This window comes from Brevundimonas staleyi, assembly GCF_041893865.1.
GTDB classification, from domain to species: domain Bacteria; phylum Pseudomonadota; class Alphaproteobacteria; order Caulobacterales; family Caulobacteraceae; genus Brevundimonas; species Brevundimonas staleyi.
This window is the reverse complement of sequence record NZ_CP169082.1, coordinates 1,514,202-1,538,321: the sequence shown is the minus strand read 5'-3', so window position 1 is coordinate 1,538,321 and position 24,120 is coordinate 1,514,202. Positions and strand designations below refer to the sequence as shown.

Sequence of the window (24,120 nt, the reverse complement as noted above, 5' to 3'; positions counted from 1 at the left end):
TCAGGTCACCTTGCGGAAGATGATGGAGGCGTTGGTGCCCCCGAATCCGAAGCTGTTGGACATGGCCACGTCGATCTCCATCGGCTTGCCCTTGTGTGGCACGAGATCGATGGCGGTTTCGTGTTCCGGATCGTCCAGGTTGATGGTCGGCGGGGCGATCTGGTCGCGGATGGCCAGGACCGAGAAGACCGCTTCGATGGCCCCGGCGGCGCCCAGCAGGTGGCCGGTCATCGACTTGGTGGAGGACATGGCCATGTCCTTGGCGTGGTCGCCGACCAGTTTCTCGACGGCGCGCAGCTCGATCCAGTCGGCCATGGTCGAGGTGCCGTGGGCGTTGACGTAGTCGATGTCCTCGACCGCGATCCCGGCCCGCTTCACGGCGGCCTTCATGGCGCGATAGGCGCCGTCGCCGTCCTCGGACGGGGCGGTGATGTGATAGGCGTCGCCACTCATGCCGTAGCCGATGACCTCGGCGTAGATCTTGGCGCCGCGCGCCTTGGCGTGTTCGTACTCTTCCAGCACCACGACGCCCGCGCCCTCGCCCATGACGAAGCCGGCGTGGCCCCGGTCATAGGGACGCGACGCCGTCTCCGGCGTGTCGTTGTAGGCGGTGCACAGGGCCTTGCAGGCCAGGAAGCCGGCGATGCCGATGGGGACGATGGAGCTTTCCGCCCCGCCCGCGACCATGACGTCGGCGTCGTCCAGGGCGATCATCCGGGCCGCGTCGCCGATGGCGTGAACGCCGGAGGCGCAGGCCGTGACCACCGCGTGGTTCGGGCCCTTCAGACCGTGGCGGATAGAAATCTGGCCGCTGGCCAGGTTGATCAGGGCGGAGGGGATGAAGAAGGGGCTGATCCGGCGCGGACCGCTCTCCTGCAGGATCAGGGCGTTCTCGGCGATGGGACCCAGGCCGCCGATGCCGGCGCCCATCATGACGCCGGTGCGTTCCTTGTCCTCGTCCGTCTCCGGATGCCAGTCAGCGTCGTTCAGGGCCTCGTCGGCCGCGGCGATGCCGAACAGGATGAAGTCGTCGACGCGCTTGCGATCCTTGGCCGACATGACCGCGTCGGGATCGAAGCTGCCGGGGATGTCAGGGCCGCCGCCGCCGCGTCCGTCCACGCTGGGGACCTCGCCCGCGATGGTGCAGCCGTAGCCCTCGGTGTCGAAGGTGGTGATCTGACCGATGCCGGAGCGGCCCTCGACGATCCCCTTCCAGCTGTGTTCGACGCCATTCCCCAGGGGGGTGACAAGACCGAGACCCGTAACGACCACACGGCGCATGCGTTCGCGCTCCAACTCCGAAAATCCGATTCAGAAACAATAATGGCCGCCGGGCGTCTCCGCTAGGAGCGCCGGGCGGCCATCGATTGCCGTCGAGTGGACTGAGGCCTTAGGCCGCGGTCTTCTCGGTGATGAACTTCACGGCGTCGCCGACGGTCTGAATGTGTTCAGCGGCGTCGTCCGGGATTTCGATATCGAACTCTTCTTCGAAGGCCATGACCAGTTCGACGTTGTCGAGCGAGTCAGCGCCCAGGTCGTCGATGAAGCTGGCCTTTTCGGTGACCTTGTCCGGATCGGCGTCCAGGTGGTCGATGACGATCTTGCGGACGCGTTCCAGGATGTCGGACATGTGTGTCTCTGCCTTCTAGGGCCGCCGAGGCGGCAAATGGTGGTCTTGCCGTCTCACGACGGCTCCGCTTGCGCAAGAGGCAACGCCTCACTGACCCAACCGGTTGCCGCGCCTTTAGCACACCCGTTTCAAAGGGAAATAGGGCGTAACGGCCTGTGATCGACGAAGTCGTCGATCAAATCATCGCCATGCCGCCGTTCACATGCAGGGTCTGGCCCGTCACGTAGGCGGCTTCGTCGGACGACAGATAGACGGCGGCGGCGGCGATCTCGTCGCCCGTGCCAAGGCGGCCCGTGGGGATGTTGCGTAGGATGGTCTCGCGCTGAGCGTCGTTCAGCACGTCGGTCATCGGCGAGGCGATGAAGCCCGGCGCGATGCAGTTCACGGTGATTCCCCGCGAGCCGACTTCCTGGGCCAGGGACTTGGAGAAGCCGATCATGCCGGCCTTGGAGGCGGCATAGTTGGTCTGGCCGGGGTTGCCGGTGACGCCGACGACCGAGGTCACGCCGATGATCCGGCCCGCACGGCGCTTCATCATCCCCTTCATCGCGGCGCGCGACAGGCGGAAATAGCTTTCCAGGTTCACCTTGATGACCTGTTCGAAGTCCTCGTCCTTCATCCGCATCAGAAGGCCGTCCTTGGTGATGCCGGCATTGGCGACCAGGATGTCCAGCGGCGAACCGGCGGCCTCCTCGGCGGCGGCGACCAGGTTGTCGACCGATTCAGGGTCCGACAGGTTGGCGGTGGCGAAATGGGCGCGCTCGCCCAGCTCGGCCTTGATCTCGGCCAACACAGCCTCGCGCGTGCCGCTGAGGACGACGGTGGCGCCTTGCGCATACAGGGCGCGAGCGACCGCGCCGCCGATGCCGCCCGTGGCGCCGGTGACCAGAGCGGTTTTACCTGTGAGATCGAACATGGAGATTAGCTTCCTTCCTTGAATCTTCGGTCTTGCAGCTTGTGCGCGATGAGATCGAGATCGCAGCGCGAACAGCGCTTCTGTGCACCGCTGGCGACCCAGCGATTCCGACCAGTGAAGATACTGCGTCCGCAACGGGGGCACAGCACCACATCGTAACTCACCCAGGTCAGGGCCAACATCAGAACCAACGCGAGCGGAACAGCCGCGATCGGCACAACAAGATTGAAAAGCACAACGACACCGCCAAGCCAGATGATTGCGCTGACAAACGCCCAGAGCTGTGCTGCGCGATAGGCGGACATATCAACCCAGCGACTTCGCGAAGGCCTCGATGTTTTCCGGGGTATTGAGCGCCAGGCTTTCGGCGTCGGGCGCGATCCGCTTGGCCATGCCGGTCAGGACCTTGCCCGAGCCGATCTCGACGAAGCGGGTCACGCCGCCCTCGGTCGCCATCCACTCCATCGATTCGCGCCAGCGGACGCGGCCGGTGACCTGTTCGACCAGCAGGCGGCGGATCGTGTCGGCGTCCGTCTCGGGACGGGCCGTGACGTTGGCGACCACCGGCACGGCCGGGGCGACCAGGGCTGCGGTGGCGAGGGCGGTGGCCATCTCGTCGGCGGCGGGCTGCATCAGGGGGCAGTGGAAGGGCGCCGAGACGTTCAGCGGGATGGCGCGGGCGCCCAGTTCCTTGGCCTTCTCGATGGCGCGGTCCACAGCGGCCTTCTCGCCCGAGATGACGACGTTGCCGTTGTTGTTGTCGTTGGCGACGACGCAGACGCCGACCTCGGCGCCGGCGCCGGCGGCCGCGGCGGCCTCGGCCAGGGCCAGGTCGGTCTTCGGCCCGATCAGGGAGGCCATCGCCCCCTGCCCCACCGGCACGGCGCGCTGCATGGCCTGACCGCGCAGCTTCAGCAGTTTCGCCGTGTCCGCAATCGAGAAGGCGTTCACGGCGGCCAGCGCCGAGTATTCACCCAGGGAGTGGCCGGCGACGAAGCCCGCCTTGTTCACCGAGACGCCGAAATCCTTTTCCAGCACCCGCATGACGGCCAAGGACACGGCCATCAGGGCCGGCTGGGCGTTCTCGGTCAGGGTCAGCTGGTCCTCGGGGCCGTCCCGCATCAGGGCGGACAGGTCCTGTCCCAACGCCTGATCGATCTCAGCGAACACGTCGCGGGCCGAGGCGAAGGCGTCGGCCAAGGCGGCGCCCATGCCGACGGCCTGGCTGCCCTGTCCGGGGAAAAGAAGCGCGAGGGTCATGATGGGCTCCGTCCTTGATTCAGGAGCGGAGGGGTAGGCGAAAGCCTCCGCAGCGGCAAGCTGGGGCGATCCGGCGGGTCTCCTCCCCGTTCGCCGCTTGGCGAATGGGGAGGTGGATGCGAGCCCTTGCGAGCAGACGGAGGGGTTCTGCGTGCACGCAGAAAGAGCCCCTCCGTCTCTCCGCTACGCTCCGAGCCACCTCCCCATGCTCCGCACGGGGAGGAGACTTGGGTGTCAGTCCTTGATCTCGGCCGTGCAGGGCCGGTTGTCCGGTCCCGCCTCGCCGTCGCAGCGACGCCCGGCCAGAAGGCTTTCGGTGCTCTCGACCAGCCGGTTCAGCCCGTCCTCGCCCCGCACCAGGTCGAAGGCGTCATACAGGCGGCCCGTCGCGGTGAAGGCGCGGAAGGCGATCCGGTCCTCGGCCACGTCCACCAGCTGGTACAGTTCGGTGTTCTCGGCGGCGCGGACGGGCTGGGTGTCGGCGCGGTCGTTCAGGCCGTACATCTTGGAGCCCGTGACCGAGACTACATAGACCGGCCCCTGGGGGCGGCCCGCATCGCTGTTGGCGCGCGAGGCCTCGGCGCCGGCCGGATCGGACACCCGGCCGTAGCAGTGGTCGTGCCCCTGCAGCACCAGATCGATGCGGCGGGCGTCGAAGATCGGCTTCCACGCCGCCTTCAACTCTTCGGTGTCTTCCGGCCGGGCGCAGGTGTAGATCGGCTGGTGGAACAGGGCGACGTTCCAGCGGGCGGGGCTGGTCTCCAGCGTCCGGTCCAGCCAGCGCGTCTGGCTCTCCAGCCCGTCCAGATCCAGCGCCGCCGTGCCGTCCAGCACGATGAAGCGCACGCCCTGATAATCGACGAAATAGCTGGTGCTCTCGACCCCTTCGGCGCCGTTGGTCGGCAGGGCGAACTGGCGGGTCCAGTGCGGGCCCAGCTCGCGCGATTCCTCGCCGCCCGGCAGGATACGGTCGACGTATTCGTGGTTCCCCGTGGCCGGGATCTGCGGCGTCATGGCGAAGGCGCGGCCGCCGGCCTCGGTCCATTCACCCCATTCGTCGTCGTGAACCTTGACCTCGCGCTGGGCGACCAGGTCGCCGGCGTGGACGACCAGGGCGGCGGGGCCCGCCTCCTTCAGCGCCGAACGGATGACCCGCGACCCGATCTCCAGAATGTCGTTCTGGGTATCGCCCAGATAGACGAAGCGGAACGGCCGGAAGCCCTCGGCCGCCGTGCGGAACGGCAGCCATTCGCTCCAGCCGTCGGCGGCGCGGACGCGGTAGACGTAGCGGGTGTCGGGTGTCAGCCCCTCGAACCGGACCTGATGATACAGGGCCTCGCCGTTCTCGTTGGCGATGGGCGAGGTCGTCCCCCGCACCGTCCGGGCCGTGTAGCCCAGCAGAGGACCGTCGATCTCCACCGCGATCTCGGCCACGGCCTCTGCCTGGGCCGTGTTGGTGCGCCAGGCGACGCCGGCCGCGCGGGCCGCGTCGGCGCCGGGGCTCAGCACGATCCGGTCGGCCCAGCCGCGCGCCTCATAGCGGCCGTTCGGCGCATGGGCGGGCGGCGGCGCGGGATCGGGGTCCGGCGGGGCGACGACCTGGGCGACGCCGGGGCCGGCGTAGAGCGCCATGGCGGCGGTCAGGGCCAGAATCGTTCGGTTCATCGCGGGGCGTCCTTCCGTTCGGCGGCGCTGATAGAAGGGAAATGCGACGGTTCATCCGGGCCCGAACCGATGACGTCCATGCAAATGGTCGCAGCCCGACAGGGGCGGCCGGGTCCGGAACACCGATCGCTTGCCCCGGCGGCCCTTTTCCCCTATACGCGCCCGCTTTCCAGGGCTTCGGTCCCGGAGCGGAGTTCCAAAGGGTTCGGGAAATCATCCCGGCCGCCGCCTCGGGAACCATCGTGGTCAGGACTTACCCGGTCCCCCGCGCCGACGCCCTACAAGGGAGACTTACCTATGGCTCTTTACGAGCACACGGTCATGTCGCGTCAGGATATCTCCGCGCAACAGGCCGAAGCCCTCAACGACACCATCAAGGACCTGATCGTGGCCGGCGGCGGTTCCGTCGCCAAGATCGAGTACTGGGGCCTGCGCAACCTGACCTATCGGGTCAAGAAGAACCGCAAGGCGCACTACTCCCTGCTGGCCATCGATTGCCCGCCGGCCGCCATGGCCGAAGTCGAGCGTCAGCTCGGCATCAACGAAGACGTCCTGCGCTGGCTGACCGTCCGCGTCGAAGAGCTGGACCTGGAGCTGTCGCCGCTGCTGGCCCGCCGTGAGCGCGAGCGTGAGCGCGACCGCGAACGCGGTCCGCGCGAAGACGCCGACGTGGCCGCGTAAGGGAGACTGGACACATGACTGACACCACCTCCGCCAACATCCCCGGCACCCCCGCCGGCTCCGGCTCGGCCGGCCGCCGTCCCTTCTATCGTCGCCGCAAGGTCTGCCCGTTCTCGGGCGAAGGCGCGCCGAAGATCGACTACAAGGACGTCAAGCTGCTGCAGCGCTACATTTCCGAACGCGGCAAGATCGTGCCCTCGCGCATCACCGCCGTGTCCCAGATCAAGCAACGCGAACTGGCCAAGGCCATCAAGCGCGCTCGCTATCTGGCCCTCCTGCCCTACGTGGTGAAGTAAGATGAAGGTCGTTCTGCTGGAACGCGTCGAGAACCTCGGCGCCATCGGCGACGTCGTCACTGTCAAGGACGGCTTCGCTCGCAACTTCCTCCTGCCGCGCGAAAAGGCGCTGCGGGCCACCTCCAAGAACCTCGAGAAGTTCGAACTCGACCGCGCGGCCATCGAGGCCCGCAACGACAAGAACAAGGCCGAGGCTCAGAAGATCGCCGACAAGATCGACGGTCAGTCCTACGTCATGATCCGCCAGGCCGGCGAAACCGGTCAGCTGTACGGATCGGTCGCCGGCCGCGACATCGCCGAAGCCGTCCAGGCTGAAGGCGGCAAGGTCGAGCGCTCGCAGATCGCCCTGAACACGGCGATCAAGAGCCTGGGCGTCCACGAAGTCGTCGTGCGTCTGCACGCCGAGGTCTCGGCCACGGTCAAGATCAACATCGCCCGTTCGGCCGAAGAAGCCGAGCGTCAGGCGAAGGGCGAGGACGTCATCAAGACGGCCTACGACGAAGATCGTGAAGCCGCCGCCGAACAAGCCCGCGACATGGTCGAGGGCGGCGCCGGTCAACAGGACGGTCTCGGCTCCGAGGCCTAAGTCTTTTAGATCGGTTCGCCCGATCTACAGACACGCTAAAGGGCGCAGCCTCCGGGCTGCGCCCTTTTTCTTTGTGTCGCGAACCAGTCGCAGAAACTATGTCAAAATTGCAACGAGCCGTCACGCTTGCATTAACGTGCGCTTGACCACCCTTCTTCGCACCACCAGCCTGCATGACAGGGAGCGCCCGCGCCGGTTCACGCAATAATCTTGCGTGGAGAGGTCGGTCGGTAACCACGCGGCGGTCTACGCCGGACTTTGATCTCTCTCGCGCGCCGGCGCGTCCTTGCGTCGGCCTTATCTCAGGCTCGTCATGCACGTCAGAATCTCACGTTCCGTTCTTCTCGGCTTCGCATCCGCCGCGACCCTTCTGGCCTGCCCGCTGGCGGCCCAGGCCCAGTCCGCGCCGCAGGATGACACCACCCAGATCGAAGAAGTCGTCGTCACCGGCACCCGCACCGTGGGCCGCACCCGGCTGGATTCGGTCGCGCCCGTCGACGTGATTTCCGGCGAGGTCCTGACCCGTCAGGGCGCCGGCACCGAGCTGGCCGCTGCGCTCGCCGCCACCGCCCCCGCCATCAACTTCCCGCGCCCGGCCATCTCCGATGGTTCGGACCACGTCCGCCCGGCGACCCTTCGCGGCCTGGCGCCCGACCAGACCCTGGTCCTGATCAACGGCCAGCGCGGCCACGTCGGCGCCCTGGTCAACGTGAACGGCGCTCTCGGTCGCGGTTCGACCGCCTTCGACCTGAACACCATTCCGGCCATCACGCTCGGCAACGTCGAAGTGCTGCGTGACGGCGCCTCGGCCCAGTACGGCGCCGACGCCATCGCCGGCGTGATCAACCTGCGTCTGCGACAGGCCTCCTCGGGCGGCGGCCTGACCGCCGTCTACGGCACCTACGACACCGAATACGATACCGCGCGCGGCAAGCACGAGCGCCGCGACGGCGAACAGACGTCGCTGTCGGGCTGGATCGGCCTGCCCCTGTTCGGCGACGGCTTCCTGACCCTGTCGGGCGAGATCCAGGAGCGCGAGCCGACCAACCGCTCCGACTACGCCGCGCCGGGCAGCGTCTCGAACGGTTCCTCGACCACCGTCATCGGCCGCTACGGCGATCCGAAGACCACCAGCCAGTCGGCCTGGTTCAACGCCGGCAAGCCGCTGGCCAATGGCTGGGAAGGCTATGCCTTCGGCGGTTACCAGCACCGCGACTCGGAATCGGCTGCCACGGCGCGCGCCTTCAACAACGCCAACAACGTGGTCTCCATCTACCCGAACGGCTTCCTGCCGATGATCGGCGCCGCGATCGACGACTACAACCTGTTCGGCGGCCTGAAGGGTGAAGCCGGCGGCATCGACTGGGATTTCTCGGTCGGTTGGGGTCGGAACGAGCTGGAGTACAAGACCTTCAACTCCCTGAACGCCTCGTATGGGGCGGCATCCCAGACCTCGTTCGATTCCGGCGGCCTGGGCTACGATCAACTGACCGTCTCGGTGGACGGTGTGAAGCAGATCGACGCCAATCTGTACGAGCCGCTGAACCTCGCCTTCGGCGTCGAGTACCGTCGCGAGACCTTCGAGGTCAGTGCGGGTGAGCCGACCTCCTACAACAAGGGGCCGCTGAACGCCGGCGCCGGCGCCCAGGGTTTCCCGGGCTTCCAGCCCTCCAACGTCGTCGATGAAGACCGCTCGAACGTCAGCGCCTACATCGATCTGGAAGGCAAGTTCTCGGAGAACATCACCATCGGCGCCGCCGCCCGGTATGAGGACTACTCCGACTTCGGCGACACCCTGACCGGCAAACTGTCGGCGCGCTGGGACACCAGCGAGCATTTCGCCGTGCGCGGCGCGATCTCGACCGGCTTCAAGGCTCCGGCCCTGCAGCAGCAGTTCTTCAGCTATGTCGCCACTAACCTGGTCACGACCGTCGTCGGCGGCGTGCCGGTGACCTCGCTGGTCAACGCCGGTTCGTTCCGGGTCAACGACCCGGTCGCCATCGCCCTGGGTTCGCGCCCGCTGGAGCCGGAACGTTCGACCAACTTCTCGGGCGGCTTCATCCTGCGCAACGGCGGGTTCGAGCTGACGGTCGACGCCTACCGCATCGATATCGAGGACCGGATCATCTACTCCGAGACCCTCGGCCTGACGCGTCCCAGCCAGTCGGCGGCGACCACCAACGCCACCCTGGCGCTGCTGGCTCCGTTCGGCGTGACCGGCGCCCGCTTCTTCCTGAACGGCGTGGACACCACCACCAACGGCGTCGACATCGTCACCCGCTACCGCACCGAGCAGGACTTCGGCCAGTTCACCTTCACGGGCGCCGCGAACTTCAACGCGACCGAGATCGTGGGCCTGCCGGAAATCCCGTCGACGGTCGCTGTCCCGACCTCGCCCGGCTATCTGTTCGACCGCGCCAACCAGCTGTCGTTCTCGGACGGCACGCCGAAGCGTAAGTTCGTCGGCAGCGTCGACTGGAGCCTGGGCGACTTCTCGGCCACGGCGCGCGCGACCTACTACGGCGACGTTCTGGTGGCGAACAACACCTCGACCCTGGACTACCAGGTCGGCGATGCGACCCTGATCGATCTGGAAGGCCGCTACACCTTCCCGTTCGGCGTTACGGCCGCCGTCGGCGTCAACAACCTGACGGACGAGTATCCGAACTTCACCCCCGCCACGATCAACGGCGGCACGGGCTCGGTGGGCTTCCCCAGCTTCTCGCCCTACGGCTTCAACGGTCGCTTCCTGTTCGGCCGCCTGAGCTACAGCTTCTAAGACCTGTTCACATGTGAACGACGCGACGGCGCGGAGAGCGATCTCCGCGCCGTTTCCTTTTTACGGTCACGCTTCCGCCACGAGCGGAGGTTGAGCTTGGCCTTTCAACCGGAGGGGTCCGACATGAAAGCCATCGTCCTCGCGCTCGCCTGCGTCCTCGTCTGCACGACGCCCGTCGCCGCCCAGACGACCATGACGCTGGACGCCTTCGTCACCCAGGCGAACGGCATTCCGCTGAATCCGCTGGCGGCGATCCGCCCCGATGCGCGCCGGCTGGTCGGGGTGGCCAACCGGGCCTTCTCGACCGTCAACAGCGAGAACCGCGCGGCCCGCGCCGCGGGGCGTCAACCGGCGGCCTGTCCGCCCGAACGGATAGAGGTCAGCCCGCGCCAGCTGCTGGCCTTCCTCAACGCCATCCCCCAGGCACGCCGCGCCCGGATGACGCCGACCGACGGCATCCGCGAATGGATGGCCGACCGCTATCCCTGCCCCGCGTCCTGAGCCCGAACTGATCCGTCTAGGGATTTTCCAGCAGTCCACAGACGGCCCGATTCCGTCCCCGTAAACGGGTGCGTCCGGGCATGTCGTAGAGGCCTCATACGGGTAAGCGTTAACCCGATGAACGCCTTTGCTCCCTTCCCCGCCGAACCGTTCGGCAACGTCGCCATCCCGTCGCTGCCCCACAACCTGGAGGCGGAGCAGGCGCTGCTGGGCGCCCTGATGTTCGACAACGCCATCTTCGAGCGGTTGAGCGACCGGCTGCGCGGATCGCATTTCTACGAGCCCTTCCACCAGCGGCTCTATGACGCCATCGAGGATCACATCCGTCAGGGCCTGCTGGCCGAACCGACCATCCTGATGGAGCGGTTCAAGCAGGACCCGGCCTTCGCCGAGTTCGGCGGCCTGCGCTATCTGGCCGACCTGATGGACCGCGCCCCTCCGGGGGCCAATGCGCCGGACTATGCGCGGGTGGTCTACGACCTGGCCCTGCGTCGCGACCTGATCCGCATCGGCGGCGACATCATCAAGGAGGCCCCCGATCCCGAGCGCCAGGCGCTGGAGCAGATCGAACAGGCCGAACTGACCCTCTATTCGCTGGCCGAGACGGGGGCGCCCTCCTCCGGCTTCGTCAGCTTCTCGACCGCCCTGGCCGGCGCCGTGGAAATGGCCGGAGAGGCCTATCAGCGCGAAGGCAAGCTGGCGGGTCTGGCGACCCATCTGGACGACCTGGATTCCAAGCTCGGCGGCATGCACCCGTCCGACCTTCTGATCCTCGCGGGCCGTCCGTCGATGGGCAAGACCGCACTGGCGACCAACATCGCCTTCAACGTGGCGCGCAGCTATCGCTGGGAGCCGACGCCGGATGGACGCAAGACCGTGTCCGGCGGGGTCGTGGCCTTCTACTCGCTGGAAATGAGCGCCGAACAGCTGGCCATGCGTATCCTGGCCGATGCGTCGGGCGTGTCGTCCGACAAGCTCCGCAAGGGCGAGATCGACGCAAGCGACTTCGGCAAGATCCGCGACGCGGCCGTCGAGATCGGCGAGAGCCCCCTCTACATCGACGCCACCGGCGGCATCTCCATCTCCAAGCTGGCGGCCCGCGCGCGCCGTCTGAAGCGGATGGAACAGGGGCTGGACCTGATCATCGTGGACTACCTTCAGCTCGTCACCGTCGGCGACGGCGGCGGCCAGAAGAACCGGGTGCAGGAGGTGTCGGAGATCACCGGCGGCCTGAAGGCCCTGGCGAAAGAGCTGAACGTCCCGATCATCGCCCTGTCGCAGCTGTCGCGTCAGGTCGAACAGCGCGAGGACAAGCGGCCGCAACTGTCCGACCTGCGGGAATCCGGCTCGATCGAGCAGGACGCCGACTGCGTGATGTTCGTCTACCGCGAAAGCTACTACCTGGGCCGCGCCGAGCCGCGCGAGGGCTCGGAAGAGCACCTGAAGTGGCAGGAGGACATGGACCGCCTGCAGGGTCAGGCCGAGGTCGTCATCGGCAAGCAGCGCCACGGCCCTATCGGGATCGTGAAACTGGCCTTCGACGCCGACACGACCCGCTTCGGCAACCTGGCCCACAGCGGCTACGGCGGGGCCTTCGCCGACATTCCGGAGTGACGACCGACGAGGACGAGCGTCGCGCTCGCCGCGAGGCGGCCACCGACGCCCTTCGACACGCCACCGGCATCGACGAGACGATGATCGACGCCCTGGTCGAGGGCTTCTACGCCCGGGTTCGCGACGATGGCCTGATCGGGCCGGTCTTCGCCGTCCGCATCGACGACTGGGCGCCGCACTTGGCGCAGATGAAGTTGTTCTGGTCGTCGGTCGCCCTGTCGACCGGCGTCTATCAGGGCCGGCCCATGCCGAAACACCTGCCCCTGCCCATCGACGCGCGGCATTTCGATCGCTGGCTGGAGCTGTTTCGAGAGACCGCGCGCGAACTCTGTCCGCCGGTCGCGGCCGATCATTTCATCGAGCGAGCCGAACGGATCGCCCAGAGCCTGGAGCTCGGGGTGGCGAACGCCAACAATGTGCTGCTGGCGTCCGGTGAACGCTATGTCCGCAGAACCCAGACTTGGAGCCCAGGCGACTGAGATCTAGTCGTCCCGGTGAACGCGCTCGCGGCGCTCGTGGCGTTCCTGGGCTTCCACCGACAGGGTCGCGGTCGGACGGGCTTCCAGACGGCCCAGGCCGATGGGTTCGCCGGTGTCCTCGCAGTAGCCGTAGGAACCGTCCTCGATCCGGCGCAGGGCGTCCTCGATCTTGGAGATCAGCTTCCTCTGGCGGTCGCGGGTGCGGAGCTCCAGCGCCCGGTCCGACTCTGACGACGCCCGGTCGACCAGATCCGGATGGTTCTCCGTCTCGGCCTTCAGGTTGACGACGGTGCCCTTGGACTCGCGAAGGATCTCGTCCTTCCAGGCCATCAGCTTGTGTTTGAAATAGGCGAGCTGACGTTCATTCATGAACGGCTCATCGTCGGAAGGTCGGTAGGCGACCGGTTCGTCAGACACGATCGAGGCCAATGCGGTCATCGCACTCACACTCTAGAACAACGCCCCCCATGGCGCATCCCGGCGTATAGGCACGGCGAAGAGTCGCGGCAACATGGTTCTCGCGTCCGTGATCGCGGTTAAGCTTTCTTGCCACCGCCACCGTGACATTTCGCCCTCACCCTGTTCCCGGAACGTGGGAATTGGGCTGGTTTTACGCGCATTTATGCTGCGCTGCGGCGAACTTCGGCCTTGGCCAGCTCCACGGCGGCCCGCAGATCGATTTGTTCGAGCAATCCCGTCAGGCCCGCATCCTCGTCCTGGGGGCGCTCTTCGCGCAGGGTCCGGCCCAGCCGTTCCAGGGCGTTTTCACCCGCCTCGCCCGACAGCATGGCCAGTTTCAGCTCTTCCAGACGGTCCAGAAGCGTCCCGCCCCGGCGAATAGCGCGACGGCGGCGTTCCGTGGCGGTCTCCACACCCTGAAGCGCCATCAGGGCCGAAACGTCCGCGACCGATGAGGTGGAGGCCGTGGCCGTCGCGGCGGCCGCCGGTGCTGCGCCCGAGGTCTGGGGCATGGCGAAGCCGCCGGCCGAGCGCGTGGGGCGCTGGCTGCCGCTTGCGGGGGTCGTCCCGGACGGGCCGTTGACCTTCATGGAAGCAGACTCCGAGCCATGGGCCACCTTTCGATGGCGACCGTCACTGTTTGGTTAACGGCGAGGCAGGATTTGCCGGGCTGCACGACGGGTCGTGCATCGCGCCCTCTGAATTCGTTGGCAATTCCGTCCGGCATGATCCTCGCAACGCGTGCAGCCGACCCTTCGCGGAAAGACGGCCCTGTGCAAAAGTTTCTCACCGCCCTTCTCGTTCCCTTCGCCGTCGGCGCCCTGTTCGCCGGACAGGCCAGCGCCCAGTCGCGCATCAAGGACATCGCGTCGATCGAGGGCGTCCGCACCAACCAGCTGGTCGGCTACGGCCTGGTGGTCGGCCTGAACGGCACGGGCGACAGCCTTCGCAACTGCCCCTTCACCCGCCGGTCGCTGGAGGGGATGACCGAGCGTCTGGGCGTGAACATCCGCGGCACCAACGCCAACTCCAAGAACCTGGCCGCCGTCATGGTGACCGCCGAACTGCCGCCCTTCGCCACGCCTGGCTCGCGGGTCGACGTCTCGGTCTCCAGCATGTGCGATTCCAAGAGCCTCTTGGGCGGCACGCTTCTGGTCACCAGCCTGCAAGGCGCCGACGGCAGCGTCTATGCGGTGGCCCAAGGCTCCATCCAGACCGGCGCCGTGTCCGGCTCGGGCGGCTCGGGATCGTCGGTGACGCGCGGCGTGCCGACCGCCGGCCGCATCGCCTCGGGCGCCACGGTCGAGACCGAGACCGCCTTCCATCTGGATTCCATGCCGGAAGTTCGCCTGAACCTGAGGAACCCCGACTTCACGACGGCCCAGCGCGTCGCCGCCGCCATCAACGCCACCTACCCCGCCTCGGCCCTGGCCGAGAACGGCAGCGTCATCACCCTGCGCGCCCCGGCCCAGCTGGGCATGGCGGCCTTCATCAGCCGGGTCGAGAACATGCCGGTCGCGGTCGACACCCCGGCCCGCGTCATCATCGACGAGGTCAACGGCGTCATCGTCATGGGCGAGAACGTCCGCATCTCCACCGTCGCCATCGCGCAAGGCAACCTGACCATCTCGGTCCAGGAAAGCCCGCAGGTCAGCCAGCCCGCCCCCTTCAGCCAGGGCCAGACCGCCGTCGTGCCGGACTCCTCCGTCACGGTCGAGGAGGAGCTGGGTCGCGAGATCCGGCTGGTGAACGGCGCGACCTCGCTGTCGACCCTGGTCAACGGTCTGAACGCGCTGGGCGTCTCGCCGCGCGACATGATCTCCATCCTTCAGGCCATCAAGGCGGCGGGCGCGCTGCAGGCCGATATCGAGGTGCTGTGATGAGCGATCTCGCCGTCTCCCCGTCCCTGCTGACCCCGAACGTCGCTGCGCCCACCGCCCGGTCGGAGGCCGAGACCGCCCGCATGCGCGCGACGGCCGAGCAGTTCGAGGCCTCCTTCCTGTCGCAGATGCTCAAACCGATGTTCGAGGGCATTTCGACCGACGGTCCGTTCGGCGGCGGCGAGGCCGAAGGCACCTGGCGCAGCTTCATGATCGACGCCATGGCCAAGCAGACCGTGCGCGCCGGAGGGATCGGTCTGGCCGATACGGTCGTTTCCGAGATGATCCGGATGCAGACCGAACAGTCGCAGACCCAACCGGGAGCCACGGCATGAACCCCGACGCCACCACCGCCACCGCCTATCTCAGGAAGCTGACGGCCCTGACCGACCGGCTGACCGCGCGGCTGGAGATGGAGACCGACGCCTTCGCCACCCGCCGCGCCGCTGATGTCGCCGCGGGCCTGGCCGAGACCCAGGAACTGGCCAACCAGTACCGCAAGGAATCCGGACATCTGAAGGCCAACCGGGCGATCCTGATGGCCGCGCCCGCCAGTGAACGCATGGCCCTGGTCAAGGCGACCGAGGCCTTCGAGGCCGTCCTGGCCATCCACGGCCGCACCGTCGAGGCCGCCCGCACGATCTCCGAGGGTCTGGTCCGCACCATCGCCCAGGAAGTCGCCGGCGCGCGGGCCATGGGCACGGGCTATGGTTCGACGGGCCAGGCCTATGGCGGCGACAGCCGGGCCGTGACGCTCAACCGCACCGCCTAACCGGCCAGCGCCAGCTCCAGCGGCCCGTCCGTATCGACGACGATGCGCGGGCGATAGGTCTGGCGTCCCGCCACCGGCCACAGCCGTTCGGCCAGCGACGCCCACAGGCTGTTGATCTCGAAAGCCGCCTGGCTGTCCGGCTGATCCTCCTGCGCGCCCAACCCCTTCCACATCGCGGTCTGATAGGCGGCGCGCTGGCGCAGGCCCACCTCGGCCATGTCGAACGGGTGATCGGCCAGATGCAGCAGGGCGTCGCGGATCGCACATGGCTCAACGCCGTTCCGGCGCACCGGCGCCTGGTTCAGCACGAACAGGCCGGGGCGACGCATGTTCTCGACCATCTGCACCGTCCGGCCCACGGCCTGCAGGTCGAAGAAGTTCGGACGCACCACGATCAGGCAGAGATCGGACAGACGCGCGGCCTCCGACGCCTCCGCATCGGCCGAGGACCGGCTGTCCACGATGAACAGATCGATGCCCTCGCGCTCCGCCGCGCGGTGGGTGGTGAACAGGGCGCCGGCGCGGCCCTCCAGCACGACGGGCCATTCGGCCTCGCGGCTCCGGGCCCAGTCCAGTGACGACCGCTGCGGATCCATGTCCACCAGCATGACGCGCTTGCCCGCCGCCGCCGCCGCGGTGGCCATGTGGACGGCGAGCGTCGACTTGCCCGCGCCGCCCTTGCGCGACAACACCGCGATCGTCTTCATAGGCCCCCGCCTGTCTTCTGGATGGTCTCGCCCGACGTTCCGGGAACGTCGTTACCGGCTGTTCACCATAGAAGGGCTCGCGCCGTCAACGAATCAGGCGTCGCACCCGATCCTGCGAGTGTTTTCCGCTCGTTAAGGATGATCCTGCGGCGAAGGTTAAGAGGTGCGCGCGCAGTCTGGCCGCATGATCCGCAAGCGCCTCCTCGGTTTCGCCTTCGCGTCCTCCGACCTGCTGCTCGAACTGGACGCCAAAGGCGCGACAGTGTTCGGCATGGGCGCGGGCCCGACGACCGCGCTGTCCGCCGAGAGTTTCCGCGGCATCGCCCTGTGGAACCGCGTGGCCCCGGCCAGCGTCGAGGCTCTGAACGACGTCCTGAAAAGCCTGAAGCCGGGCGCCCGCTCGGCTCCGGTCGAACTGCTGTTCAATGCGGGCGAAGGACGGCTGCGTCGTGCGACGGCCCGCTTCTTCCTCCTGCCCGAGCTGGCGCCGAACGTCTCCTGTTCGGTGACCTGGGAGGGCGCGGCCTATGCCCTGCATGATCCCGAGGCCGCGCCCGCGCTGGCACCCGAGGCCTTCCTGGAGCGCGCGCGTCAGGTCATGGCCCCGCCCGCTGAGGCCCGCGACCTGGCCGTGGCCTTCGTCGACGTCGAGGGCCTGGCCGCCGCCCAGTCGATGGGCGAGGCCGGCGAACGGCTGAACGCCCGCGTCGAGGCCGCACTGCAGGCCGCCTCGGTGGACGGCGCCACGGCCGGCAAGCTGGGACCGGAACGGTTCGCCCTGATCCGCGACACCGCCAACGAGGTCGACCTGGCCGGCGAGGTGCAGGAGATCGGTCGCAGCGAAGGCTTCGACCTGCAGGCCTCCGCGACCGAGGCCGAGGTCACCGCCGGCAGCGGCTCTCTCAGCGCCCTGCGGGCCCTGCGCGTCGCGGTCGAGGGCTGCCTGAAGGACGGCGGCGCGGGCCAACCCGAGGTGAACTTCTCCGCCGCCCTGTCGCGCACCCTGAACGACGCCCACGCCTTCCAGGCCATGGTCCGCGACCGCCGTTTCGACCTGCACTATCAGCCGATCGTCGATCTGAAGACCGGCGCGGTCCACCATTTCGAGGCCCTGGCCCGCTTCAAGGGATCGGCCAGCCCGGCCAACGCCATCCGCATGGCCGAGGAGATGGCCCTGATCGAGGGCTTCGACATCGCCGTGGCCGAAAAGGCCCTCAGCCGTCTGCGTCAGCAGGGCGCGGGCCTTCTGAAGTTCGCCATCAACGTCTCGGGCGCGTCCCTGGCCGACGACCGCTACGTCCAGTCCCTGCTGCGGATGACCGCCAGCCGCGCCGACGAACGCCGCCGCCTGATCGTCGAGGTCACGGAATCCGCCGCCCTGTCCGACGTCGAGGCCGCCAACCGGCGTCTGGGCGCCCTGCGCGCCGTGGGCATCAAGGTCTGTATCGACGACTTCGGCGCGGGCGCGGCCAGCTACGACTATCTGCGTCGCCTGTCGGTGGACACGGTCAAGATCGACGGGACCTTCGTCCAGGGGCTGGAGACCGATCCCAAGGCCCGCACCCTGATCGGCCATCTGGTCGAACTGTGCCGCTCGCTCGAGGTCGAGACCATCGCCGAGATGATCGAGACGCAAGGCTGCGCCGACATCCTGAAGGACATCGGCGTCGACCTCGGCCAGGGCTGGCTGTTCGGCAAGGCCGAAGCCGAGCCGCGCACCCATCTGGCCGCCAACGAGCCGGTGGCCCGCCGCATGGGCGCCGTCGCCAGCTGGGGCTGACGGAACGCCGCTCGGTGTGACAGGTTAGGCGATCATCTCCCGAGGTCGCCCATGGTCCGTCCCGCCCTCGTCACCGCCCTCGGCGCGATCACCCTCACCGCCTGCGCCACGACGCCCGAGCCGTCCGGTCCACCCGACTACACCCCGATCGCGACCCTTCCCGCGCCGCGCGCCAAGCTTTACGCCGACTGCATCGCCCAGGCGGCGACGGCCGGCCGATACGGCCGCGCCGAAGACGGGGTGCATGTCGTGGTCTTCACCTGCGACGGCGTCCCGGCCCGCGCCTTCTTCGACGGTCTGGCGGACTTCAGCGCGGCGGCGAACTCGGAGGTCGAAGTCGGCGATCGGGTGATCCGGTCCACCACCCGTATCGAACGCGACCTCTTCGCCGCCGACTATTGCGAGCACAGCGGCGGCGCCTACAGCTGCTCCATCAGTCTGCGCACGGGCGAGTTCGTGCTTCCCTAAAGGGGCAGAACCAGTTCGCGGTCATCGAATTCGGCATGCAGGGTGAGCCTGCCGCCTTTGGCTTCGACAAGTTGTTGCAGCACACCCAGCTTCACATCTCGTCCCGCCTCCATCTTGGAGACGTTGGACTGGGTAACGCCGAGAATTTCAGCCATCTGCGTCTGGGAGAGACCCAGCGCCAATCGAAACGCCTTGAGACGCTCGACCCGTTCGCCGATCTCCACGACGAGGGCTTCGATGCGCGCTTCTTCCTCAGGACTGAACTCCGGATTCCACGGAACAGACCGTCGCTCGGGAGCCGGCTCTAGACGAGGCTTACGACCACCACCCTGCGGGCCGGCAATATATCGAGCGCCAGCGTCTTCCACCCCGTGGACAGGTGTACGGGCAGCGGCAAGCTCACTGGGCTCGCCAGATCGTCCCAGTCGGGCATTTCCCACTCCGACCTGATGAACCCCAACCCTTCCGGCCCGAGCCTCTGCAGCAACCGTGTTAGGGCTTGCAGTTCCAGCTTTTGATCGCTTGGCCATTGGTCACAGATCGCCAGAAAGGAAACATCCAGCTCGACAGTCCAATTGCGCATCAGCGGCCTCGATACGGAGGGTCATTGCAGTTCGCTTTCTCCACGAGGCCCGCAGGGGTTGCGAGAGCACTGGACGCAGTGGACATCCGCAAGATATTCCATTTTGGAATGTTGTCAAGCAGCCTGACAGCGGCTGTCAGCAGCGCCTTGATGTTCCCACATTGTTCTTGCTGAATCAGCAGGATCAGTTCCCATATAGCGTTGTCGCACCGGACACCTGTCCGGCCTTCCCGCGTTCCCGGACAGCATGACCGAAAAGCACAACTTCATTCGCGTGCGTGGCGCCCGCGAGCACAATCTCAAGGGCGTGGACGTCGACATCCCGCGCGAGAAGCTGGTCGTCATGACCGGTCTGTCGGGGTCGGGCAAATCCTCGCTCGCCTTCGACACCATCTATGCCGAGGGCCAGCGGCGCTATGTCGAGAGCCTCTCGGCCTATGCCCGCCAGTTCCTGGAGCTGATGGGCAAGCCCGACGTCGACCTGATCGAGGGCCTGTCGCCGGCCATCTCCATCGAACAGAAGACGACGTCGAAGAACCCGCGCTCCACCGTCGGCACGGTGACGGAGATCCACGACTATATGCGCCTGCTGTGGGCGCGCGTCGGTGTCCCCTATTCACCCGCGACCGGCCTGCCGATCGAGAGCCAGACCATCTCCATGATGGTCGACAAGCTGACGGCCCTGGCCGAGGGCGAGCGCCTCTTGCTGCTGGCTCCCGTCGTTCGGGGTCGCAAGGGCGAATACAAGAAGGAGATCGCCGAGTGGCAGCGCGCGGGCTTCCAGCGCCTGAAGATCGACGGCCAGTTCTACGCCATCGAGGACGCGCCGACCCTCGACAAGAAGTTCAAGCACGACATCGACATCGTCGTGGACCGGATCGTCACCAAGGCGGGCCTCGAGGGCCGCTACGCCGACAGCCTGCAGACCGCGCTGGGTCTCGCCGACGGCATCGCGGTCGCCGAATGGGCCAATGCGGCCGAGGGTGAAGAGCCCAAGCGCATCACCTTCTCCGAGAAGTTCGCCTGCCCGGTCTCCGGCTTCACCATCGCCGAGATCGAACCGCGGCTGTTCTCGTTCAACAACCCGTTCGGCGCCTGTCCGGTCTGCGACGGCCTGGGGGTCAAGCTGGCCTTCGACGCCGATCTGGTCATTCCGGACCGCGACAAGACCCTGCACAAGGGCGCCGTCGCCCCGTGGTCGCGCGGCCCCTCGCCCCTCTACACCCAGACGCTTCAGGCGCTGAGCCTGCACTACGGCTTCTCGATGGACGTGGCCTGGCGCGAACTGCCGGCCAAGGCCCAGACGGTCATCCTGCAGGGCACCGGGACCGAGAAGATCAAGTTCGTCTATGACGACAACGCCCGGAAGTACGAGGTCTCCAAGCCGTTCGAGGGGGTCATCCCCAACCTCGACCGCCGCTGGCGCGAGACGGACTCGGCCTGGGTCCGCGAGGAACTAGGCCGCTTCCAGTCCGAGACGCCCTGCGACGCCTGCCACGGCAAGCGGCTGAAGCCCGAGGCCCTGGCGGTGAAGATCAACGGCAACGACATCGCCGAGATTTCGATGCTGTCAATCAAGAAGGCCTTCGACTGGGTCTCGGCCCTGCCCGACCAGCTGACCGAAAAACAGATGGAGATCGGCCGTCGGATCCTGAAGGAAATCTCCGACCGCCTGCGCTTCCTGAACAATGTCGGCCTCGACTACCTCAGCCTGTCGCGCTCCTCCGGCACCCTGTCCGGCGGCGAGAGCCAGCGCATCCGTCTGGCGTCCCAGATCGGTTCGGGCCTGACCGGCGTGCTCTATGTCCTGGACGAGCCGTCCATCGGCCTGCACCAGCGCGACAACACCCGACTGCTGGAAAGCCTCATGGGTCTGCGCGACCTCGGCAACTCGGTCCTGGTCGTCGAGCATGACGAGGAGGCGATCCTGACCGCCGACTACGTCATCGACATGGGCCCGGCCGCCGGCGTCCATGGCGGGACCATCTGCGCCGAGGGCACGCCCGCCGAGGTCATGGCCGATCCGAAGTCGCTGACAGGCAAATACCTGACCGGCGAGCAGGAGATCGCCCTGCCCGTCGACGGCCGCCGTCCGGTCAATCGCAAGAAGATGCTGAAGGTCTCCGGCGCCACCGGCAACAACCTGAAGAACGTGACCGGCGAGATCCCCGTCGGCCTGTTCACCTGCGTCACCGGGGTGTCGGGCGGCGGCAAGTCGACCTTCACCATCGAGACCCTCTACAAGGCCGCCGCGCGGCGTCTGAACAATGCGTCGGACGCCCCCGCCCCCTTCGACCGGATCGAGGGACTGGAGCATTTCGACAAGGTCATCGACATCGACCAGTCGCCGATCGGCCGCACCCCGCGTTCGAACCCGGCGACCTACACCGGCGCCTTCGGCCCGATCCGCGACTGGTACGCCGGCCTGCCGGAGTCGAAGGCGCGCGGCTACGGCCCCGGCCGGTTCTCGTTCAACGTCAAGGGCGGACGCTGCGAGGCCTGTCAGGGCGACGGCCTGATCAAGATCGAGATGCACTTCCTGCCGGACGTCTACGTCACCTGCGACGTCTGCAAGGGTAAACGCTACAACCGCGAAACGCTGGAGATCGTGTTCAAGGGCAAGTCAATCTCGGACGTGCTGGACATGACGGTCGAGGAGGCCGCGCGCTTCTTCAACGCCGTGCCGCCGATCCGCGACAAGATGCTGACGCTGGAGCGAGTGGGCCTGGGCTATGTCCAGGTCGGCCAGTCGGCCACGACCCTGTCAGGCGGCGAGGCCCAGCGGGTCAAGCTGTCGAAGGAGCTCTCGAAGCGGGCCACCGGCAAGACCCTCTACATCCTCGACGAGCCGACCACCGGCCTCCACTTCGAAGACACCCGGAAGCTTCTGGAAGTGCTTCAGGAGTTGGTCGAGGGCGGCAACACCATCGTGGTGATCGAGCACAACCTCGATGTCATCAAGGTCGCCGACTACCTGCTGGACTTCGGTCCCGAGGGCGGCGACGGCGGCGGCGAGATCGTGGCCGTGGGCACGCCGGAAGAGGTGGCGAACAACGAGCGCTCCTGGACCGGCAAATACCTCAAGGAGGTGCTGGACCGGCACGAGGAACGCCGCAAGGCGAGGGTCGCCGCCCTGACCAGCGACGCTTCGAAGAAGACCAAGGCCAAGGCGAAGGCCGACGCCTGACCGCGATCAGGTCGCGGGCGTCTCGGCGCTCGCGACCGGCTCCGGCTTCGCATAGCCCGTGAAGGGCCCGCGCGTGACGACCCAAACGATGGACAGGAGCAGGATGGCCGTGGTCACCACGCTGGCCTCCGGTCCGAAACTGGCGCCCGTCAGCCACCAGGGCGCGCCGTCCGTCGCGGTCAGGTCCACGACCAGGGGCGTCACGTCCATGACGTGGCCCGACACCTCCAGCCCGAAGCCGAGGCCCAGCAGCCAGTTCCACGCCGCGTGCCAACCGCACACGCCCCACAGCGACCCCTCGCGCGCCGCATAGAGGCCGATGAAGGTGCCGAACAGGACGATGTTGACCACGCCCAGCGCTAGCTCCCTGGTCGGCTCGGTGTTCCCCGCATGGGCCAGGCCGAACAGGATGGCGTTGACGATCAGGGCGACGACCAGTCCGTGGCGCGAGGCGATCAGCTGCATCAGCCAGCCCCGGAACACGATCTCCTCGGTCGAGCCCTGGACGATGAAGCCCAGCAACAGGGCGCCGATGGGCAGCAATCCCGCTCCCAGCGCCGCCGAGGCGAAGACGCCGCCGCCCTCGATCCGATACCCGCCCGCGACCCAGATGATCCCGACCGTGGCCACGAGGAAGCCCAGCCCGATCAGATAGCCGCGCACGAACCGCTTCAGCCCGTTCTCGTTGAAGCCGATGGTCGACAGCGGCCGCCGCTCGAACCACAGGACCCAGCCCGTCAGCAGCAGCGCCGTCAGGCCGAACATGACGACCAGCATGTAGAGATCGCCGACCCAGCCGGAGGTCGTCCCCTCGGTCGTCATCAGGCCCAGGGCCACCGCCGGGATGACGCCCAGCAACTGGCCGCCCACCATGAAGACGAGGCCCATCACGACGGCGGCGACGCTCCACGTCCGCCGATGCCGCGCCAGCCTGGGCGCATAGAGTTCAATCCCGGCCATCTGGTCCCCTCCCCGGTCCCGTGCGGTCTCAGTCGTGCGGCAGGCCCTTCAGGTCGCGATAGGCGGCCGAGAACGGCGCATAGATCACGGCCAGCTGCAGGGCCGAGAAGACGGCGTTGACCACGCCCCAGGCGATCAGTCCGGGCCCGGCGGCCTGGAGGATCTGCATCGTCGACTGGCCGTCCATGGTCGCCAGCTGGCTCAGACCGCCCGTCGCGACCGTGATCGGCAGGGCGATGATGGTGCCCAGCACGCTGACCAGGATCGACATGATGAAGGCGATGATGGCCATGCCCAGAAGCGGCAGCGAGTGTCCCTTGGTCAGGGCGAAGGCCGCGAAGGGAGCGATCCGCTTCTCGGCCAGGGTGGCCGGGACGGCGAGGCTGAACCGGACGGCCAGCCAGACGACGACCGCCACGGCGCCGAGCCCCAGGAGAACGCCGACCAGAATGCCGACCCCCTGATTGGTCTGGGCCGCCAGTCCGGCGACCAGTCCCGTCACGGCGAACAGGATCACGGTGACGGCGAAGAAGATCAGACCGATCACGATGCTGACGCCCAGCACCCGCAGCTCGTCGGCGCCCAGCCGCATGTAGCCGAACGCCTTTTCGGCCGGGCGCAGGACCGCGCGGGCGACGGCGGCGTTGAGCACGGCGCCCAGCACGAGCGCCAGCGGCATGACCAGCCCCATGAAGCCGAAATAGGTCTGACCCAGGGCTTCCAGATCCTGCGGACTGGCCTGCCCGCCCTCCATGCTCTCGGTCGTGGCCATCAGGGTCGCCAGCGAACTGCCGAACAGGCCGAAGAAGGCGGCGAAGAACACTGCATACGCCAGGGCCCAGAACAGGATGGCCAGCGGATGACGGCGCACCACGCGGAAGCCCTCGAAGGCGGCCTCGGTCGCTGAAAAGGTCATC

At 67.4% G+C, this 24,120-nt stretch carries 26 protein-coding genes; 13 read left to right on the top strand and 13 right to left on the bottom strand.

All coding sequences use genetic code 11. The features are described 5' to 3' along the window. From fabF to ACETK8_RS07705, 6 genes are all read right to left on the bottom strand, one after another. Positions 1 to 1,281, bottom strand: coding sequence for a beta-ketoacyl-ACP synthase II (fabF, locus tag ACETK8_RS07730; protein ID WP_374038927.1), 1,281 nt, complete (start codon positions 1,279 to 1,281; stop codon positions 1 to 3). Between the two features lie 109 nt (positions 1,282 to 1,390). Then, a complete protein-coding gene (locus ACETK8_RS07725) occupies positions 1,391 to 1,630 on the bottom strand; it encodes an acyl carrier protein (protein WP_271083588.1) in 240 nt (79 codons plus the stop codon). A gap of 175 nt (positions 1,631 to 1,805) precedes the next feature. Then, the gene (fabG, locus tag ACETK8_RS07720; RefSeq protein WP_374038926.1) at positions 1,806 to 2,546 is read right to left on the bottom strand and encodes a 3-oxoacyl-[acyl-carrier-protein] reductase; all 741 of its coding nucleotides are present in this window, start codon (positions 2,544 to 2,546) and stop codon (positions 1,806 to 1,808) included. Between the two features lie 5 nt (positions 2,547 to 2,551). Further along, positions 2,552 to 2,851 (bottom strand): hypothetical protein, encoded by a 300-nt coding sequence (locus ACETK8_RS07715; RefSeq protein ID WP_374038925.1) that lies wholly within the window; start codon positions 2,849 to 2,851, stop codon positions 2,552 to 2,554. 1 nt (position 2,852) lies between these two features. Next, positions 2,853 to 3,806 (bottom strand): ACP S-malonyltransferase, encoded by a 954-nt coding sequence (gene fabD, locus ACETK8_RS07710; protein ID WP_374038924.1) that lies wholly within the window; start codon positions 3,804 to 3,806, stop codon positions 2,853 to 2,855. 234 nt (positions 3,807 to 4,040) lie between these two features. Further along, positions 4,041 to 5,471 (bottom strand): fibronectin type III domain-containing protein, encoded by a 1,431-nt coding sequence (locus tag ACETK8_RS07705; RefSeq protein ID WP_374038923.1) that lies wholly within the window; start codon positions 5,469 to 5,471, stop codon positions 4,041 to 4,043. 297 nt (positions 5,472 to 5,768) lie between these two features. Here ACETK8_RS07705 and rpsF point away from each other — a divergent pair, with 297 nt between their 5' ends. The 7 genes from rpsF (at position 5,769) to ACETK8_RS07670 (ending at position 12,407) form a co-directional block, all read left to right on the top strand. After that, positions 5,769 to 6,152 (top strand): 30S ribosomal protein S6, encoded by a 384-nt coding sequence (gene rpsF / locus ACETK8_RS07700; protein ID WP_374038922.1) that lies wholly within the window; start codon positions 5,769 to 5,771, stop codon positions 6,150 to 6,152. Positions 6,153 to 6,166: 14 nt separating this feature from the next. Beyond that, entirely contained in the window at positions 6,167 to 6,448 is a 282-nt protein-coding gene (rpsR, locus tag ACETK8_RS07695; RefSeq protein ID WP_374038921.1) for a 30S ribosomal protein S18, read from the top strand. 1 nt (position 6,449) lies between these two features. Then, entirely contained in the window at positions 6,450 to 7,034 is a 585-nt protein-coding gene (gene rplI / locus ACETK8_RS07690) for a 50S ribosomal protein L9 (RefSeq protein ID WP_374038920.1), read from the top strand. A 313-nt stretch (positions 7,035 to 7,347) separates the two neighbouring features. After that, positions 7,348 to 9,813 (top strand): TonB-dependent receptor plug domain-containing protein, encoded by a 2,466-nt coding sequence (locus ACETK8_RS07685; RefSeq protein ID WP_374038919.1) that lies wholly within the window; start codon positions 7,348 to 7,350, stop codon positions 9,811 to 9,813. A 123-nt stretch (positions 9,814 to 9,936) separates the two neighbouring features. Further along, positions 9,937 to 10,314 (top strand): hypothetical protein, encoded by a 378-nt coding sequence (locus ACETK8_RS07680; protein WP_374038918.1) that lies wholly within the window; start codon positions 9,937 to 9,939, stop codon positions 10,312 to 10,314. 117 nt (positions 10,315 to 10,431) lie between these two features. Further along, positions 10,432 to 11,928, top strand: a complete 1,497-nt coding sequence (locus ACETK8_RS07675) for a replicative DNA helicase (protein WP_374038917.1) — start codon at positions 10,432 to 10,434, stop codon at positions 11,926 to 11,928. Then, positions 11,925 to 12,407 (top strand): group III truncated hemoglobin, encoded by a 483-nt coding sequence (locus tag ACETK8_RS07670; protein WP_374038916.1) that lies wholly within the window; start codon positions 11,925 to 11,927, stop codon positions 12,405 to 12,407. Before ACETK8_RS07675 ends, ACETK8_RS07670 begins: the two co-directional genes overlap by 4 nt. A 3-nt stretch (positions 12,408 to 12,410) precedes the next feature. On the opposite strand, the gene dksA is transcribed toward ACETK8_RS07670, so the two are convergent. Then, positions 12,411 to 12,845 carry an RNA polymerase-binding protein DksA gene (gene dksA, locus ACETK8_RS07665; RefSeq protein WP_271083598.1) on the bottom strand — a complete coding sequence of 145 codons (435 nt, stop codon included), beginning with the start codon at positions 12,843 to 12,845 and terminating at the stop codon, positions 12,411 to 12,413. Between the two features lie 182 nt (positions 12,846 to 13,027). Next, positions 13,028 to 13,456, bottom strand: coding sequence for a flagellar assembly protein FliX (locus ACETK8_RS07660; protein WP_374038915.1), 429 nt, complete (start codon positions 13,454 to 13,456; stop codon positions 13,028 to 13,030). A gap of 135 nt (positions 13,457 to 13,591) precedes the next feature. Here ACETK8_RS07660 and ACETK8_RS07655 point away from each other — a divergent pair, with 135 nt between their 5' ends. From ACETK8_RS07655 to ACETK8_RS07645, 3 genes are read left to right on the top strand one after another with little or no spacing between them, the layout of a single operon-like run. Next, positions 13,592 to 14,746 (top strand): flagellar basal body P-ring protein FlgI, encoded by a 1,155-nt coding sequence (locus tag ACETK8_RS07655; RefSeq protein WP_374038914.1) that lies wholly within the window; start codon positions 13,592 to 13,594, stop codon positions 14,744 to 14,746. Next, positions 14,746 to 15,081, top strand: a complete 336-nt coding sequence (locus ACETK8_RS07650) for a rod-binding protein (protein WP_374038913.1) — start codon at positions 14,746 to 14,748, stop codon at positions 15,079 to 15,081. The genes ACETK8_RS07655 and ACETK8_RS07650 overlap by 1 nt, the downstream gene beginning before the upstream one ends. Further along, positions 15,078 to 15,518, top strand: coding sequence for a flagellar basal-body protein FlbY (locus ACETK8_RS07645; protein WP_374038912.1), 441 nt, complete (start codon positions 15,078 to 15,080; stop codon positions 15,516 to 15,518). Before ACETK8_RS07650 ends, ACETK8_RS07645 begins: the two co-directional genes overlap by 4 nt. On the opposite strand, the gene ACETK8_RS07640 is transcribed toward ACETK8_RS07645, so the two are convergent. Next, positions 15,515 to 16,225 carry an AAA family ATPase gene (locus ACETK8_RS07640; protein ID WP_374038911.1) on the bottom strand — a complete coding sequence of 237 codons (711 nt, stop codon included), beginning with the start codon at positions 16,223 to 16,225 and terminating at the stop codon, positions 15,515 to 15,517. The genes ACETK8_RS07645 and ACETK8_RS07640 overlap by 4 nt on opposite strands. Positions 16,226 to 16,388: 163 nt before the next feature. On the opposite strand from ACETK8_RS07640, the gene ACETK8_RS07635 reads away from it, so the two are divergent. After that, complete coding sequence (locus ACETK8_RS07635) at positions 16,389 to 18,005, top strand: EAL domain-containing protein (protein ID WP_374038910.1); 1,617 nt, start codon at positions 16,389 to 16,391, stop codon at positions 18,003 to 18,005. A gap of 51 nt (positions 18,006 to 18,056) precedes the next feature. Beyond that, a complete protein-coding gene (locus ACETK8_RS07630; RefSeq protein ID WP_374038909.1) occupies positions 18,057 to 18,473 on the top strand; it encodes a hypothetical protein in 417 nt (138 codons plus the stop codon). Here ACETK8_RS07630 and ACETK8_RS07625 read toward each other — a convergent pair. Both ACETK8_RS07625 and ACETK8_RS07620 read right to left on the bottom strand, forming a co-directional pair. Then, positions 18,470 to 18,697, bottom strand: coding sequence for a helix-turn-helix domain-containing protein (locus tag ACETK8_RS07625; RefSeq protein WP_374038908.1), 228 nt, complete (start codon positions 18,695 to 18,697; stop codon positions 18,470 to 18,472). The two genes, ACETK8_RS07630 and ACETK8_RS07625, sit on opposite strands and share 4 nt — an antisense overlap. Before the next feature lie 80 nt (positions 18,698 to 18,777). After that, positions 18,778 to 19,056, bottom strand: a complete 279-nt coding sequence (locus tag ACETK8_RS07620) for a hypothetical protein (RefSeq protein WP_374038907.1) — start codon at positions 19,054 to 19,056, stop codon at positions 18,778 to 18,780. A gap of 247 nt (positions 19,057 to 19,303) precedes the next feature. On the opposite strand from ACETK8_RS07620, the gene uvrA reads away from it, so the two are divergent. Beyond that, the gene (gene uvrA / locus ACETK8_RS07615) at positions 19,304 to 22,243 is read left to right on the top strand and encodes an excinuclease ABC subunit UvrA (protein WP_374038906.1); all 2,940 of its coding nucleotides are present in this window, start codon (positions 19,304 to 19,306) and stop codon (positions 22,241 to 22,243) included. 6 nt (positions 22,244 to 22,249) lie between these two features. Here uvrA and ACETK8_RS07610 read toward each other — a convergent pair whose 3' ends face one another. Continuing rightward, positions 22,250 to 23,203 carry a CPBP family intramembrane glutamic endopeptidase gene (locus ACETK8_RS07610; RefSeq protein ID WP_374038905.1) on the bottom strand — a complete coding sequence of 318 codons (954 nt, stop codon included), beginning with the start codon at positions 23,201 to 23,203 and terminating at the stop codon, positions 22,250 to 22,252. A 28-nt stretch (positions 23,204 to 23,231) separates the two neighbouring features. Further along, positions 23,232 to 24,119 (bottom strand): hypothetical protein, encoded by an 888-nt coding sequence (locus ACETK8_RS07605; protein ID WP_374038904.1) that lies wholly within the window; start codon positions 24,117 to 24,119, stop codon positions 23,232 to 23,234. Position 24,120: the final 1 nt, after the last annotated feature.